9 protein-coding genes and 1 tRNA gene are annotated in these 15277 nt (G+C 66.9%); 1 reads left to right on the top strand and 9 read right to left on the bottom strand.

Going from position 1 to position 15277, the window contains the following annotated elements:
* Positions 1–47: 47 nt before the first annotated feature.
* Positions 48–122: transfer RNA gene (locus FSZ31_RS08980), tRNA-Asn, on the top strand.
* A gap of 29 nt (positions 123–151) precedes the next feature.
* Here the strand turns inward: FSZ31_RS08980 and FSZ31_RS08975 are convergent.
* The 9 genes from FSZ31_RS08975 to FSZ31_RS08935 all read right to left on the bottom strand — a co-directional run bounded on the left by FSZ31_RS08975 (position 152) and on the right by FSZ31_RS08935 (position 15121).
* Complete coding sequence (locus FSZ31_RS08975; RefSeq protein ID WP_201739150.1) at positions 152–904, bottom strand: sulfite exporter TauE/SafE family protein; 753 nt, start codon at positions 902–904, stop codon at positions 152–154.
* A gap of 18 nt (positions 905–922) precedes the next feature.
* Complete coding sequence (gene secA / locus FSZ31_RS08970) at positions 923–3670, bottom strand: preprotein translocase subunit SecA (RefSeq protein WP_147123010.1); 2748 nt, start codon at positions 3668–3670, stop codon at positions 923–925.
* A 171-nt stretch (positions 3671–3841) separates the two neighbouring features.
* Positions 3842–4162 carry a thioredoxin TrxA gene (trxA, locus tag FSZ31_RS08965; protein ID WP_147123009.1) on the bottom strand — a complete coding sequence of 107 codons (321 nt, stop codon included), beginning with the start codon at positions 4160–4162 and terminating at the stop codon, positions 3842–3844.
* A 54-nt stretch (positions 4163–4216) separates the two neighbouring features.
* Positions 4217–7636 carry a double-strand break repair helicase AddA gene (gene addA, locus FSZ31_RS08960; RefSeq protein ID WP_147123008.1) on the bottom strand — a complete coding sequence of 1140 codons (3420 nt, stop codon included), beginning with the start codon at positions 7634–7636 and terminating at the stop codon, positions 4217–4219.
* Positions 7633–10626 (bottom strand): double-strand break repair protein AddB, encoded by a 2994-nt coding sequence (gene addB / locus FSZ31_RS08955; protein ID WP_147123007.1) that lies wholly within the window; start codon positions 10624–10626, stop codon positions 7633–7635. Before addB ends, addA begins: the two co-directional genes overlap by 4 nt.
* Positions 10619–11344 carry a nucleotidyltransferase family protein gene (locus FSZ31_RS08950; RefSeq protein ID WP_147123006.1) on the bottom strand — a complete coding sequence of 242 codons (726 nt, stop codon included), beginning with the start codon at positions 11342–11344 and terminating at the stop codon, positions 10619–10621. The genes addB and FSZ31_RS08950 overlap by 8 nt, the downstream gene beginning before the upstream one ends.
* On the bottom strand, positions 11341–12312 hold the full coding sequence (locus tag FSZ31_RS08945) for an aminoglycoside phosphotransferase family protein (protein ID WP_147123274.1): 972 nt from the start codon (positions 12310–12312) through the stop codon (positions 11341–11343). Before FSZ31_RS08945 ends, FSZ31_RS08950 begins: the two co-directional genes overlap by 4 nt.
* A complete protein-coding gene (gene tsaE, locus FSZ31_RS08940) occupies positions 12309–12752 on the bottom strand; it encodes a tRNA (adenosine(37)-N6)-threonylcarbamoyltransferase complex ATPase subunit type 1 TsaE (protein ID WP_147123005.1) in 444 nt (147 codons plus the stop codon). The genes FSZ31_RS08945 and tsaE overlap by 4 nt, the downstream gene beginning before the upstream one ends.
* Entirely contained in the window at positions 12749–15121 is a 2373-nt protein-coding gene (locus FSZ31_RS08935; protein ID WP_147123004.1) for a sensor histidine kinase, read from the bottom strand. The genes tsaE and FSZ31_RS08935 overlap by 4 nt, the downstream gene beginning before the upstream one ends.
* Between the last annotated feature and the right edge of the window lie 156 nt (positions 15122–15277).

Below are 15277 nucleotides of genomic sequence, written 5' to 3'. Positions count from 1 at the left end.
GATAACGAAATCGGCATAGGCGTGCCGTGCCGGGTAGCCCCGGCTGCTCCCCGATAGCTCAGCGGTAGAGTAGGTGACTGTTAATCACTTGGCCGTAGGTTCGAATCCTACTCGGGGAGCCATTTTACCGGGTCGTTCAAGACCCCACCTCTCAAATCAGCAATAACCGGATCGCGACATAGGCGATCAGCAGCGCGGTCGCGATGCGGATCAGCCGCGGCGGCAGGATTCGTGCGCCGAGCAGGCTGCCGATCTGGCCACCGACCAGCACCCCCAGCACCAGCGGCCAATAGGCGGCAACGTCGCCGATCCTATCGCTACCGATCTTGCTCGCCTGGCCGGCCAGCCCGGCAAGCGAATTGATGAGGATGAAGACCGACGCACTGCCCGCGATGACGCGCGGCGGCGCCCAGCGGGCGAGGTGCAGCACGGGCGCGAGGAATATCCCGCCACCGATGCCGACCAGCCCCGACAGCAAGCCCACTCCTGCCCCCGTCAGCGGCGCCGCCCAGCGCCAGCGCGGATCGTGATCGCCCTGGCCTTCGGACTCGCGCTGCGTAAGCATCAGGATCGCCGCAACGAGCAGGCTGAGGCCGAGGATCAGGACGAAATGATCGCGTTCGATCGCGATCCGCCCGCCGAGCCATGCGAGCGGCGCCGACAGCAGCAGGATCGGCCACAGCCGCGCCCACGGCACGCAGCCTTCGCGCGCGTAGCGCCAGCTGCCGCCGGCAACGACGATGATGTTGCAGATGAGCGCGATCGCCGGAAGGATTCGATAATCGGTCCCGGCGAGGACGAGCAGCGCGTTATAGGTCGATCCACCGCCGAAGCCGACGCTGGCATAGAGCAGGGCCGTGATGCCGAACGCCAGCGCCAGCGCGAATGGCATGACGATGCTCATCAAAGCCCCATGCGACGCCTAGAGCGCCCCGTGGCAGTGCTTGTACTTGCGGCCCGATCCGCACGGACACGGCGCGTTGCGGGCGATCTCCCGGCCGGCATAGGGATTGTCGCGGACACCGTCACCCGGGGTGGGGTCGGGTTGTGGGCTCTGGAACGGCGGCAGATTGCCCTGCTCGATCGCGAACAGGCTGCCGTCGGCATCGGCCGAATTGTCTTCGCCGGTCAGCGGGTCGATATGCGTCGTCAGGAAGTCGGGCAGGTCGGGCAGCGGCGGCGGCACCGGTCGTGCCTCGAACTGGCTCGTCGCGATCGTCCGGGTGACGTCTTCGCGGATGTTGGTCAGCATCCGTTCGAACAGCTGGAAGGCTTCCTGCTTATACTCGTTGATCGGCTGTTTCTGGGCATAGGCGCGCAGGAAGACGACCTGGCGCAGCGCGTCGAGCGTCGCCAGATGCTCTTTCCAGTGGTGATCGAGAGTCTTGAGCAAGATGCTCTTTTCGATCCGCGGCCACATTTCGGGTTCGACCTGGTCGACCTTTTCCTGGACCAGCGCATCGGCTAGTTCGCCGAGCCGGTGTTCGAACATTTCGGGTTCGACCGCGTCTTCTTCGACCCAGTCCTTCAGCGGCGCATCGATGCCAAGCACATCGATCATTCGTTCCTTGAGGCCGGCGATGTTCCACTGTTCGGGATAGCTGCCCGGGGGGCACGCTTCGCCGACCAGCGCGTTGACCGTTTCGGCGCGCATGTCGACGACGACGTCGCCGACGGTATCGGCGTCCATGATCTCGCTGCGCTGTTCGTAGATGACCTTGCGCTGGTCGTTCATGACGTCATCATATTCGACGACCTGCTTGCGCTGGTCATAGTTGCGCGCCTCTACCTTTTTCTGCGCGGTTTCGATCGCCTTCGACATCCATTTCGAGGGCGGCAGCGCCTCGCCGTCGTCGAGGTTCGAGCGCAGCATCTTGGCGAACAGCGTGTCGGGGCCAAAGATGCGCAGCAGGTCGTCGTCGAGGCTGAGGTAGAAGCGCGACAGGCCGGGATCGCCCTGGCGGCCCGAACGGCCGCGCAGCTGGTTGTCGATGCGGCGGCTCTCGTGGCGCTCGGTGGCGAGAACGAACAGGCCGCCAGCTTCGCGGACGAGGCGGCGCTCTTCGGCGACTTCGGCCTTGATCCTTTCGATCGCAGCATCGCGCTCGGGCCCCTCGGGCATTTCGGCAAGCTCGTCACCGACGCGAAACTCGACGTTGCCGCCAAGCTGGATGTCGGTGCCGCGGCCCGCCATGTTGGTCGCGATCGTGACCATGCCGGGACGGCCCGCCTGGGCGACGATATGCGCTTCGCTTTCGTGCTGGCGCGCGTTCAAGACGCTGTGAGCAACGCCTTCCTTCTCAAGGAATTCGCTCAGCAATTCGGATTTTTCGATCGAAACGGTACCGACCAACACGGGCTGGCCGCGGTCGCTGTGTTCCTTGATCGTCCTGGCGATACCGGCGAACTTGTCCTGCGTGTTCTTGTAGAAGGTATCTTCCTCGTCGATCCGCTGGACCGGCAGGTTGGTCGGGATCTCGACGACGTTGAGCTTGTAGATCTCGTAAAATTCGCCCGCTTCGGTCGCGGCGGTACCGGTCATGCCCGAAATCTTGGGATACATGCGGAAATAGTTCTGGAAGGTAACCGACGCCAAGGTCTGGTTCTCTGGCTCGATCTTGACGCCTTCCTTGGCCTCGACCGCCTGGTGCAGGCCGTCGGACCAGCGACGACCGTCCATCATCCGCCCGGTGAACTCGTCGATGATGATGATCTTGCCATCCTTGACGATGTAATCGGTGTCGCGCTTGAACAGCGCGTTGGCCTTCAATGCCTGCTGGACGTGGTGGACCGCCTGGGTGTTCTCGAAATCATAGAGGTTCGACCCTTCGAGCAGCCCGGCATCCTCGAGCATCCGCTCGACCTTTTCCTGGCCGTCTTCGGTCAGCAGGACGGTGCGTTGCTTTTCGTCCTTGTCGTAATCCTCTTCGTCGAGCTGCTTCACCAGCGCATCGACCGAAACGTACATGTCCGACTTGTCGTCGGTCGGGCCTGAAATGATCAAAGGCGTGCGCGCTTCGTCGATCAGGATCGAATCGACTTCGTCGACGATGGTAAAATTGAACGGGCGCTGGACCATCTGCGCGCGATCGTATTTCATGTTGTCGCGCAAATAATCGAAACCGAGCTCGTTATTGGTCGCATAGGTGATGTCGGCAGCATAGGCGTCGCGCCGGTCCTGGTCGGACAGGTTGGGCACGATGACGCCGGTGGTCAGGCCGAGAAAGCGATAGACCTGCCCCATCCAGTCGCAGTCGCGCCGGGCAAGGTAATCGTTGACCGTGACGACGTGGACGCCCTTGCCCTCGAGCGCATTGAGATAACAGGCGAGCGTGGCGACGAGCGTCTTGCCCTCACCGGTGCGCATCTCGGCGATCTCGCCGCGGTGGAGGACGATGCCGCCGATCAGCTGGACATCGTAATGACGCTGGCCGAGCGTCCGCTTGGCCGCCTCGCGGACGGTGGCGAAGGCTTCGGGAAGCAGATCGTCGAGCGTCTCGCCGGCTTCGAGCCGATCGCGAAACTCCTGCGTCTTGCCGCGCAATTCGTCGTCGCTGAGCGGCTCGAAGCTGCTTTCGAGCGCGTTGACGGCGTCGACCGTCTTGCCGAGCGATTTGACATAACGGTCGTTCGACGACCCGAAGATGGATTTGGCCAAACCGGCGAGCATGTAACGATCCTGACTTATGCAAAAATACTGCGGCAAATACGCGTCGACCGCGACACCTGGATGGTCTCACGAAATTGCCGCCGCGCGTGCCGCTACATGCGGCGCGATGTAGGGTTTGCCTAGACTTTAGTCAATCGGAGCGGGCGGCATCGCCACCCGCTCGCGAAGGCCTCAAAGCTCGCCTTCGAGCCATGCCTTGAGCTGGCTCTTGGGAGCCGCGCCGACCTTGGTCGCGACGAGCTCGCCGCCCTTGAACAGCATCATCGTCGGGATGCCGCGCACGCCCAGACGGCCGGGGGTTTCGGGATGGTCGTCGATGTTGAGCTTGGCGATCGTCACCTGGTCGGCCATTTCCTCGGACATCTCCTCGAGCGCGGGGCCGATCATCTTGCACGGGCCGCACCATTCGGCCCAGAAATCCACGAGAACGGGTTTATCCGCCTGCAAAACGTCGCTCTGGAAGCTGTCGTCCGAAATCGCCTTGGTCGCCATGATGATGATATCTCCTTGTGTTGACCCCGAAGGTAGGAAGCGTCGCGCCATTACTCAAGGACTCGGTGCGCTAAGCCCTTCGCGCCCCGGCGCGTGGTCGGCGAGCAGGTCGGGCGGCAGGTCGATCATCGTCGGCCCGGCGACGTAGAGCAACGCCGCGCGGATCGGGCGATCGGCAAAAATAACGCGCAATGCCGCGGCATAGGCCGCCATTTGCCGGACATAGGCAAGCGGGACATCGTCGGCCGTCGGCGGGACATGGCCGCCCGTCTTGTAATCAACGATTGCGATATGATCGGCGGCGACGATCAGCCGGTCGACCTGCCCCGATACGACAATCCCGTCGGCAACGACCGCCGCAACGGGCACCTCGGCCATCGAATCGGGTCCGAACAGCGCGGCATGTTCGGGATCGGCAACGATCGTGCAGACCGCATCGACCATCGCATCGCGATCGGCTTCGCCGCGATCGGGCGCCTGGCGTTCGAGCCAGCGGCGCCCGGCATCGGCGCGCCGATCGGGCGCGACCTCGGGCAAGCGTTCGAACAGGCCATGGAGCAGCCGCCCGCGCTCGATCGCGTCGCGCCGGGCGAGGTCGGCGGGCGGGTCGCCCGCATTATCCGAGCCGAGCGACGACGGCGCGAGCGGACGCGGCGGGCGTGCTTCCTCAGGTGCCTTTGTGCGTGTCCAGTCCGGCAAAGCGGGCATTGCGGCGCTGTCGGACGAGCCCGAAGCGACCGCCTTGCCGTAGGGAATCGGCGCATAGCGTCGCACCCTGCCCCATGGCTCGCCGCTGTCGTCCCATTCGCATCCCATGTCGGCGAGCGTCGCCTCGATCGCGGCGTACCAGCTGCTCTCGGGAGGCGTGTCGCCCGCGCGCTTGCCGAGCGCGCCGCCGACAAACAGCATTTCCTCGGCGCGTGTCATCGCGACATAGAGCAAGCGCCAATGCTCCTCGGCGTCATTGCCGCTGGCCCACTCGGCGGCGTCTTCGAGCGGGCCGAACAGCAACGCCTTCGACGCGCCGACGACCGGAATCGTGACGTCCTCGTCGATCTGCCAGTCAAAGCCGCCGCCGACCGCGTTGTCGGGATCGACGGTCGCATCGGCGAGGACGACGATGCGCGACTGCAGCCCCTTCGAGCCGTGAACGGTCATCACGCGGACTTCGTCGGACCGCGCGGTCGTCTCGCGTTTGACATCGACCCCGCCGGTATCGAACCAGGCGAGGAATGGCTGGAGCGAAGGCGTATGGCTCGCCTCGAACTGGAGCGCGGCGTTGAGCAGTTCCTCGATCGGATCGCGCGCATCGTTGCCGAGCCGCGCGAGCAGCCGGGCGCGACCGCCGATCGGGCCCGAGAGGATCTCCTCGAAAAAGCGATAGGGCGTCGTCAGGTCGGCGGCTGCGAGGATGGTCCGCAGCGGTGCGACCTTGGCCGCGATCGCGCGATTGCCCTGGATATGCGTCCACAGCGGCACACCCTTGTCGCGGTATCCGTGCGCCAACAGGTCGTCTTGGGTCCAGCCGAGCAAAGGGGAAACGAGCAAGGCGGCGAGGTTGAGGTCGTCGTACGGCTGGAGCGCGAACCGCGCCGCGGCGAGCAGATCCTGCACCGCGAGCGGCGCGTTGAGCCGCAGCCGGTCGACGCCGGCAACAGCGACGCCGCGCGCATAGAGCCGCGCGACGAGCAACGCGGCTAGATCGGTCCGCTTGCGCACCAGCACCATGATGTCGCCGGGACTGACCGATTGGCCATCGCAGCCATTCTCGATCCAGTCGGCGACCTGGATGGCGATGCGGTCGGCAAGGCTGCGCACGCCCTGCTCGATCCAGCCTTCGTCGCCCTCGTCCGCCCCGCCGTTGCCCGAACCGTCGGCGATAGCGGGGACTGGTGGCCACAGGACAACCTGGCCGGGCATGTTGGGCTGCGCGCTTTCGTGCGCGACGCCAGGATCGATCTTGCCGAGGACATCTGCGCCGACACGCGCGAACAGCGCATCGACAAAGGCAAGCACCGGCGGGGTCGAACGATAATTTATGTTCAGCGCCACGGCGCGGAATGGCTTTTCGGCGAAACCAGCGAGCAATCCAAAAGCCTTCTGCGCATTGTCGAAAGCATAGGGGCTGGTCCCCTGGAAACCGAATATCGCCTGTTTGAAATCGCCGACCGCGAACAGCGTGCGCAGCGTGTCGCCCTTGCTTCCGGCGCCGGCGAAAAATTCCTGCGTCAGCGAGCGGACGATCGCCCACTGGTCGGGGTTGGTATCCTGCGCCTCGTCGACGAGGACATGGTCGATCCGGCGGTCGAGCTTGTAGGCGATCCAGTCGGACAGTCGCCCGTCGCGCAGCAGTTCGACCGCCTTGGCAATGAGATCGTCGAAATCGACCACCGCGAGCGCGCGCTTCTTGGCCGCATAGGCGCGGACATAGGCGCGCCCCGCCTCGATCGCCCCGGCAAGCTCGTCGATGAAGGCGACGCGCCCGGGCATTTTCGCCAGCTCGCCGAGATGTTCGGCCAGTTCGCGCGCGGCATCGCCGACGCTCGCCATCGCTTTGTCGGGATCGTAATCGCGGCGCAGCGTTCCCGCCTGCGTAAGGAATACCGACACCAGGTCGCCAATCGCCTCCCCCCGCTGCGCCGGGTGCGCGGCAAGCCACGCCTCGATTCCCTCGGCATAGCCGATCCCCGTCTTGGTCCCCCAGGCCCGCCCTGCCGCCGCGATCATCGCCAGCGCGTTGCAATCGACGCCATCATCGCCGCAACGTTCGGCCATCCAGTCGCCGATGTCGCCGAGCGGCAGTTCGAGAGCATTGCGCAGGCGCGGCGCGAGATCGCCGGTCAACCGATCGAGCGAGTCGGCATAGCCGCTGCAGGCGAACAGGAAACTGGTCGCCCCGCCCTCGCCCATACGCAGCGACAGCGCCTGCACCTTGGCGATCAGGCCGAGGTTGCCCTCGCGCTCGGCCGCGAGCAGCATGTCGGACAGCGCCTCGCGCCTGAGCGATGCCTGTTCGCGTTCCTCGAGCGCGCGAAAGCCCGGGATCAGCCCCGCCTCGATCGGGAAGGTCGCGAGCAGCGTCTGGCAGAAGCTGTGGATCGTCTGGATGTTGAGCCCGCCGCCGGGCGAATCGATCACCTGCGCAAACAAGGTCCGCGCGCGCTCCTGCGCCGCGGGCGAATGGTCCTCGCCGATCGCCTGCAGGTCGGCGGCGAGCGCGGGGCCCTTGGCGCGGACCCAGCTCGCCAGCACCTCCTGGATGCGCATCGCCATTTCGGCCGCGCCCGCCTTGGTAAAGGTCAGGCAGAGGATGTTCTCGGCCTTGACCTCGGGCCGCATCAGCAGCCGCAGGACGCGCGCGGCGAGCACCTGCGTCTTGCCCGTCCCCGCCGATGCGGTCAGCCAGACATTGCCGCGCGGATCGGCGGCGACGGCCTGCTCTGCATTGAGCGGATAGAGGTTCGCGCCGCTCATATCCCGTACCATTCCTGCAGCCGCATCAGCTGGTCGTAGTCGGCATAGGGGGCAAATTCGGGCGCGAGCTTGGCGGTGAACGGCTCGTTACCCGTCAACCAGCGCTCGCACGCAGCGACCAGGTGGCGTTCAACGAATGCGGTAAAATTCTCGGGCGACACATCATCGGGCGTCGGGCGCGCGGGGAACGGCTTGGCGATATGTCCGAACACGTCTTTTTTCTTGGCGAGCGACCAGTATTCGAAACCGTAAGCGCGGTTGTCGTCGCCGAGCGCTTCGAAGCCGCCGCGTTCGGCGATCAGGCCAAGCAGGCCGAGCTGCAAACTGTACCCTGCGCGGACCATCGCCGCGGTCGGGGCCTGGCCGGTCTTGTAATCGACCACCGCGATGCCGCCGTCGGGCAGGCGATCGATCCGGTCGGCCTTGCCGCCGAGCATCACGCCGTCGATCTCGACCTCGCCCCATTGCTCGAACAATATCGGCTGGCGCCCATCGGCGATCTGCGCCGACATCGTCTCGGCAATCCACTCGATCGCGGCGAGCAGGCGCGGCTCCCACATCGCGCGGATGACGGGGTTGGCGCCGGGCGCGAGCATCAGGTCGCGCGCGCGCTGGTGCAGCAGCGCGGGATCGTGATCGTCCTCCTTCGACCAGAGTTCGAGCACCTCGTGAACCGCCGACCCGCGCCACGCCGCGGTCGGATCGGCATCGAGCGCGTCGACCGCCGCGAGGTGCAGCACGCTTTGTGCGTAAAAGGCGAAGGGATCGGCCTTGAGCCGGTCGAGCTGTGTCACGCTGATCCTGCGCGGCCGCTGCTCGGACGTCGGCACCGGCGCGGGATGTTTGATCTGCTCGCGTGCCTGCGCCTGATCGAGCGCGAGGGCGAGCGCGCCCATGTCGTCGGCAAGCTCGGGGCGCGGCAGGCCGCCCGCCATCGCTTCGAGACGCAGGACAAAGCGCGAGGCGACGGTCGGCGCACCTGCATCGCGCCGCGAGCGCGTGATCAGCACTTCGGGTGCGGCGAGCGCACCGGCGAAATCGTGCGCGCTCAGCCCGATCCGCCCGTCGAGCCCGGGCAGGCCGAGGCGGCGGCGGATACCGGGCGCGAGCCACGGATCGGGCGCGGGCAGCTGCGGCCAGACACCCTCGTTGAGCCCGCCGAGGATCATCAGGTCGGCGCTCTGCAGGCGTGCTTCGATCAGTCCCCAGATGAACAGCCGCGGATGGCCGCCCTGCGGCGGGCGCACCGCGATCGGCGCCATCAGCCGTTCGAGCGCGGTGGGAATCGCGTCGGGCGCAATGCCACCGGGCAGGTCAGGCGCGGCAATCGCAAGATCGGTGAAAAAATCGGCGAGCGCGCGGCCCGCGGGTCCGGTCCAGGCGGCATCGCCGGCGAGCGCGGTCATCGTTTCGCGGATCGCAGCGAGCGCGTTGCCAAGATCGATCGCCGCGCCATCCCTGCCCGCAAAGAGCGTTTCGATCGGCTTGAGGATCGCCGCGACCTCGCGCCACCACGGCGCGATCGCATGGCGCGCAGCGCGCGTTCGCCTGGCACCCTCGGCGGTAAGGAATTCACCGATCCCGTCGAGATCGTTGGCCGGACGCGGGCCGCGCAGGACCATGTCGAGCGCGCGGACCTGGTCGAGCCAGCCGAGCCGGTCGCCGCCCGAGCGGACGAGCGGATGTTTGAGCAGGCTCATCAGCTCGACCGGGGCAAAGCGTGCCGCCGCCGCCTCGGCTACGAGCAACGGCAGCGCGCCCGCCGTCGTCTGGGGAAGTGCACGCCCTGCCGAATCGTCGGCGGCGATGCCCCAGCGCGTCAGGTGCGCGGCAACGCGCGCCGCCAGTGCGCGATCGGGGGTGACCAAAGCGACGGTGCGTTCGGGCGTTTCGAGGCTGTGCCGCATTGCCAGCGCGATCGCCTGCGCCTCCTGCGCCGGATTGGCGAGCTCGATCGCCTTGATCCCGGCGAGCGAGCGTTCGTGCGATTGCAGCTCGCGCCACTTGCCGGTGAAGGCAGCGGGCGCGAACGCGTTCGATGTCATCATCGTCCGGCGCGGAGTCGCATCGGCCTCGCTCGCCGCCTGCCAGCGGCGCACCTCGTCGCGCGCGATCCCCATCCGGTCGAGCAGCAATTTCAGGTGATATTGCGGGTGCGTTTCGAGATCGGGCTGGCCCGGCCCCTCGCCGCCGGCCTCATGCGGGCCGAGCGCATCCCATTCGGCCTGCGGCATCGCACGGTCGAGATCGGCGAAGACGACCATCCCCTGCGGCATGAAGGCGAGCGTGCGCAGCAGCTGGGCAACCGCGGGCGCGGTGTCCGATATGCCCGCCGCGACGATGAACGGCGCGTCGCTTCCCTGCGTCCAGCGCGCCGCAACCGCATCGAGCACGCGGCCCCGATGATCGGCGAGATCGATCAGCCCGCGCGCCGCCAGTTCGCGCGGCCATTCGTCGGACAGGATGCGGAACAGGTCGAGCGACTGGCGCCAGTGACCGGCGAGTTCCTCTCCCATTTCATCGGCCAGCGCGGTCAGCTGCGCAGGTTCGACGCGTTCGAGCTGCATCTGGTCGAGCGTGGCGCCGAGCGCCTGTGCCAGCGCCAGTGCTTCGGCCCCGTCGATCCGTTCGGCCTCGCGCTCGTACACGCGCGCGATCATCGCCGCGAGGATCAGCGTACGGCGCAGCGGATCGACCACCGGTGGCAGCGGGTCATCGCCGTCGATCGCGTCGAGGCCGATGCCGACGCTCTCGCCCAGGTCGCTGTCGCCGATCGCGACGATCCGCGGCAGCAGCAGCCCGCCGCCCGAATGGCGGACGAAGCCGTTCTGGATCGCTAGCTTGGCGCGGTTGTTGGGGACGATGACGATCCCACGGGCAAGCCCGAGCGGGTCCTTGCCAAAGCGGCGGAGCAGCCCGACCGCGAGCGCATCGGCGAACGCCCTGTGCGCGGGCATCGAGAAGACATTGGCGCGCGGGGCCTCAGCCATCCGCGAGCACCGCCTCGGCCTTGGCGATCGCCGCCACCGACCCGACGTCGCACCACATGCCCTCATGGGCGATGCCGAACAATCGCCCTTCGGCGATCGCCCGATCCCACAGGATGTTGGTCGAAAACGGACCCTCGGGCGGATCACGCAGCAAGCGCTGTGAAAGGAGCTGCACGCCCGAATAGATATAGGGCGCGATCGCCCCGGCCTTGCGCCGGCTCAGCTTGCCCGCGGCGTCCATGCGGAAATCGCCGCGGCCGTTGTGGCCGACTGCGCGGGTATGCGGCACGAGCAACAGCAGCGCGTCCATCGCCTTGTCGTCCCATGCGCCTGCCATCCGCGCGATCGTGTCATAGGGACCGTCGGTCCAGATATTGTCGCTGTTGGCGCACAATACCGGATCACCCGTCAGCAGCCCGGCGCGCTGTGCCTGGACCAGCCCGCCGCCGGTCTCCATCAGCTGCGCGCGCTCATCGGAGATCGCAATTTCGTACGGACGCTTCGACCGCCGCAGATGCGCTTCGAGCGCGTCGGGCAGGTAATGCGTGTTGACGACGACCTTGCCGATCCCCGCCGCGGCGATCCGGTCGAGCGCGTAATCGATCAGCGGTCGCCCGCCGACGCGGATCAGCGGCTTGGGCCGCGTCGCGGTCAGCGGCCGCATCCGCTTGCCGAGCCCGGCCGCCATGACCATCGCGGTTTCGATGTTCGCGCTCATGCGGGCGACGGCGCGACGCGGCGGTCGGCGGGGACGTGTTCGTCCATCCAGGCCGCCACGGGGGCAAGCGCGGGATGCGCAAGGTCGCGCTCGAGCAGGCGCCAGACGTGCGGGATCATGTCGAGATAGCGGTCCTTGCCGTCGCGCTGCCACAGGCGGGTGAAGATGCCGATGATCTTGGCGTTGCGCTGCGCGCCGAGCAGCGCATAATCGCTTTCGAACGCTGCGCGGTCGGCGACCCCGGCGGCCGCGCAATAATGATCGAGCATCGTGCGCTCGAGATTTTCGGAGACCTCGCGGCGCGCATCCTGCAACAGCGAAACCAGGTCGTACGCCGGGTGGCCCGCGAGCGCGTCCTGGAAATCGAGCAAGCCCATCGCGCCGCCCTCGAGCAGCATCAGGTTCTCGGCATGGTAGTCGCGCAGCACCGTCACCGGCGCATGCGTCCGCGCGATCAGTGGCGCCATCGCCTCACGCCAGGCGGCGAGATAGGGTTCGGGATCGGTCGCCAGCCCGATCGCGGGCAGATACCATTCGGTCAGCAGCGCGACTTCGCGCGCATAGGCCGACCAGTCATAGGGCGGCAGCTCGGCCACCGGCTTGGCGTGAAGGTCGGCGAGGATATCGACCGCCTGCCGATAGGTCGCGGTTTCGCTCGCGGGATCGCTGGCAATCTCGGCGCGCATCAGCCGGTCGCCGAAATCCTCGAGCAGGATCAACCCGCCGTCGAGATCGGCAGCGAGGATGCGCGGCGCCCGAAAGCCGTGATCGGCCAGATAGTTCGCCAACGCGATGAAGGGGCGCGAATCCTCCTTGGCAGGCGGCGCGTCCATCAGCACCGCTCGTCGGTCGCTGTCGACGACGCGAAAATAGCGCCGAAACGAGGCATCGCCGGCAAGCGGCAGGATATCGGCCCCGCCCCAGCCATGGGAGGCAAGAAATGCGGGAGCGTGGGCGGGAGGAATCATTGCGGCGGCCATCGCCCTTCCCAAGCTGGGGGCACGGTGGCTGTCAAGCGCCGCCGCGCCTCGTCGGCGAAATCGATCGTCAGGTTGAGCATTTCGGCAGGTACGCGCTGCCCCATGCGCTCGGGCCATTCGATCAGCAGAACCTGGTGCGCGCTGTCGTCGAACAGGCCGAGTTCGTCGATCTCGGCCGCGTCCTCGATCCGGTACAGATCGACATGCAGCACCGGCAACGTGACTTCGGGCGGGGCATAGGGCTGGACGATCGCGAACGACGGGCTCGGTGCCTCGCCTTCGAGCCCCAATGCAGCGAGGATGGCACGCGCCAGCGTCGTCTTGCCCGCGCCGAGCGATCCCGTCAGGCCGACGACATCGCCGGGCTGCAGGGAGCGCGCGATCCTTTTGCCGAGCAATCCGATCTCGTCGAGGCCGTATTCGATCATGCGCGCGGCAGCTCGACCGTGACCATCGTGCCTTCACCCGGCTCGGACACAAGGCTCAACGTGCCGCCATGACCCTCGACGAGCTGGCGCGACAGCGGCAGGCCGAGACCGGTATTGCCGTCCTCGCCGCCTGCCGACCGGCGCGATACGACGTCGAACACGCGGTTCTGCTTGTCGCGGGCGATGCCCGGGCCGTTGTCCGAAATCACCAGCCGCGCGCGTTTCATATTGCCGTCGCCGTGCAGCAGGACGCGCGCATCGCCGCTGCGCTGCGCAGCGGTATAGCGGATCGCGTTGGCCAGCAGGTGATCTAGAACCTGGCGCAGCCGGCGCGGATCGCCCTGGATCGCGCCCAGTGACGGGGCCAGCTCGACCGCCAGCTCGACATCATTGTCCTGCGCGAGCTTGATCGCCGCGGTCGCCGCGGCCTGCGCCACTTCGGTGAGATTGGTCGGCACCCGCTCGATCGGCAGCGTCCCCGCCTCGCTTTGCGAAAGGTCGAGAACATTGTCGATATGGCGCCCGAGCAACTCGACCGAATCGACGATTGCGCCGACATAATCGACCGCAGCGGCGGGCAATTCGCCGGCATATCCCGTCGCGAGCATCTCGGCGAAACCCGCGATCGAGGTCAGCGGCGTGCGCAGTTCATAGCTCATTTTCGACAGGAACGCCGACTTGACGCGATCGGCGTCTTCGAGCGCGTCGTTGCGATCGCGCAGCGCCTGTTCGATCCGTCGGCTGTCGCTGACGTCGAGCATCGTCAACAGCGCGTTGCCGTCGGGCAGCGGAACCGCGGCAAATTCGAAATGGCGGCCGTCGCGAAACGCGATCTTGCCCGCGCGCTGGCGCCGCTCGCCCGTTGCCGCGCGGATGATTTCCTGGATCAGCGGAGCCTGCGCCGGGCGCATCAACCTGTCGGCGAGCTGCTTGAGCAGGTCGTCGAGCCGCGGATGCCCCGCGAGCACCGCTTCGTCGATCTCCCAGACCTGGCGGAACCGCCGGTTCCACAGCTGCAGCTTGCCGTCGGCAGCGAACACCGCGATCGCCTCGAACAGGTTATCGACCGTCGCGGTGCGGACGCGCAGCAACGTGTCGCGCGCGCTCGCCAGCTGGACCTGCTCGGTGCGGTCCTCGAAAATCAGCAGCAGCCCGCCATCGGGGGTCGGCTGCGCAACGGTCCGCAAATGCGTGCCGTCGCTCAGCTGCCAGCTTTCCTCGTTGACCTCGGCACTGTTGAACCAGCCGACCCGCTCGGACCGCCAGGCGGGATAATCGCGCACTTCAGGCGTGCGCCCCTGGCTGTGCAGCCGATCGAGGAAGCGGGCGAACTCGGCATGCTCCTTGAGCGCGGCGGGATCGAGTCCGAACAGGCGCGATAGCGGCTGGTTGGCGAAGCGCAGCGTCTTGTCGGGACCAAATTGCGCGACCGCCGACGACAGGCGATCGAGCAGGTCGCGCTGCGCCTTGGCGAACCGGCGGAAATTGGCGCGGGCGTCCTCGGCGTCCTGAATGTCGATGGCAAAGCCCGCGACGCCGGCGCGTCCGACGGGAACGTCGACCACGCGCATCATCCGCCGCGCGCCCGATATCGTCACCGGGATCGCCCGCTGGACGATCGCCCCGCCTGCCTGCGCCTGGCCGGCCGCTTCGGCCGCGCTGATCCCCGCAACGGGCTCGACCAGTTCGGTGCCAGCGGCGACGATGGCGCGGGCGTCGTCGCTGTCGGTCGCGGCGACATAAGCGCGATTGACGAGCCGCAAACCAAGGCCACGATCGCGGAACCACATCGGGAACGGCGCCGCCTCGACGAGCGCCGAAAGCGATTCGAAGGCGGTGACAGCGCGGTCGCGCTCGGCCTCGATCTCGATCTGGTCGGCCATCCCCTCGGTCACGTCGGCGAACCAAAGGAGCACGGCGCCCTGCCCGCCGATCCGGGCTGGCGCAGGCGCTCCCGAGACGCGCAGCACGCGGTGCGAACCCGCCACGCCGACCAGCTGGCTGAAGCGTCCCGCCGAACGGCGCACGGCGGTGACATGATCGCTCAGCGCGGACAGATCGTCGCGCGACAGGCCGCTGGCACCATCGCCTCCGCCAGGCGACAGGTCATCGAGATAGCGCGGCGCGCCATCGAGACCGAGCCACTGGCTCAGCCGGTCGGGACATTCGATCCGCATATCCTCGCGCACGACGAGCGGCAGCACCGGCGCGGCATCGATCAACGCCGAGAGCTTGGTCGATTGCGCCGCGGTGAGCGCGGCGCGGCGCTGCATCGACAGCCCGCGGACGATCGTCACGCCGGCAAGCACGAGCCAGAGCGCGAACAAGAGGCCGAGGATGAGCACACCGTTAAGCACGTCCACTCCCATGGTTAGAGTGTGAGCCGCCTGACAATGCAATTACGGCGGATGGATGATCTAGGAAAATGCAGTTTCACCTTAGGATTACAAAGACCCATTATCTGGTCGCTCACCGCAATCGTTTCCCTGCACGATGGCCGAGATCGGATGATATCAGGACGTATC

Source organism: Flavisphingopyxis soli, assembly GCF_007995095.1.
Classification (GTDB): domain Bacteria; phylum Pseudomonadota; class Alphaproteobacteria; order Sphingomonadales; family Sphingomonadaceae; genus Flavisphingopyxis; species Flavisphingopyxis soli.
Note: the sequence above shows the minus strand (reverse complement) of the source record. Positions and strands in the feature narration are given on the sequence as shown.

Coding starts and splice junctions, on each gene's coding strand:
- FSZ31_RS08975 (WP_201739150.1), bottom strand. CDS start 904: ATGAGCATCGTCATGCCATTCGCGCTGGCGCTGGCGTTCGGCATCACG.
- secA (WP_147123010.1), bottom strand. CDS start 3,670: ATGCTCGCCGGTTTGGCCAAATCCATCTTCGGGTCGTCGAACGACCGT.
- trxA (WP_147123009.1), bottom strand. CDS start 4,162: ATGGCGACCAAGGCGATTTCGGACGACAGCTTCCAGAGCGACGTTTTG.
- addA (WP_147123008.1), bottom strand. CDS start 7,636: ATGAGCGGCGCGAACCTCTATCCGCTCAATGCAGAGCAGGCCGTCGCC.
- addB (WP_147123007.1), bottom strand. CDS start 10,626: ATGGCTGAGGCCCCGCGCGCCAATGTCTTCTCGATGCCCGCGCACAGG.
- FSZ31_RS08950 (WP_147123006.1), bottom strand. CDS start 11,344: ATGAGCGCGAACATCGAAACCGCGATGGTCATGGCGGCCGGGCTCGGC.
- FSZ31_RS08945 (WP_147123274.1), bottom strand. CDS start 12,312: ATGATTCCTCCCGCCCACGCTCCCGCATTTCTTGCCTCCCATGGCTGG.
- tsaE (WP_147123005.1), bottom strand. CDS start 12,752: ATGATCGAATACGGCCTCGACGAGATCGGATTGCTCGGCAAAAGGATC.
- FSZ31_RS08935 (WP_147123004.1), bottom strand. CDS start 15,121: ATGGGAGTGGACGTGCTTAACGGTGTGCTCATCCTCGGCCTCTTGTTC.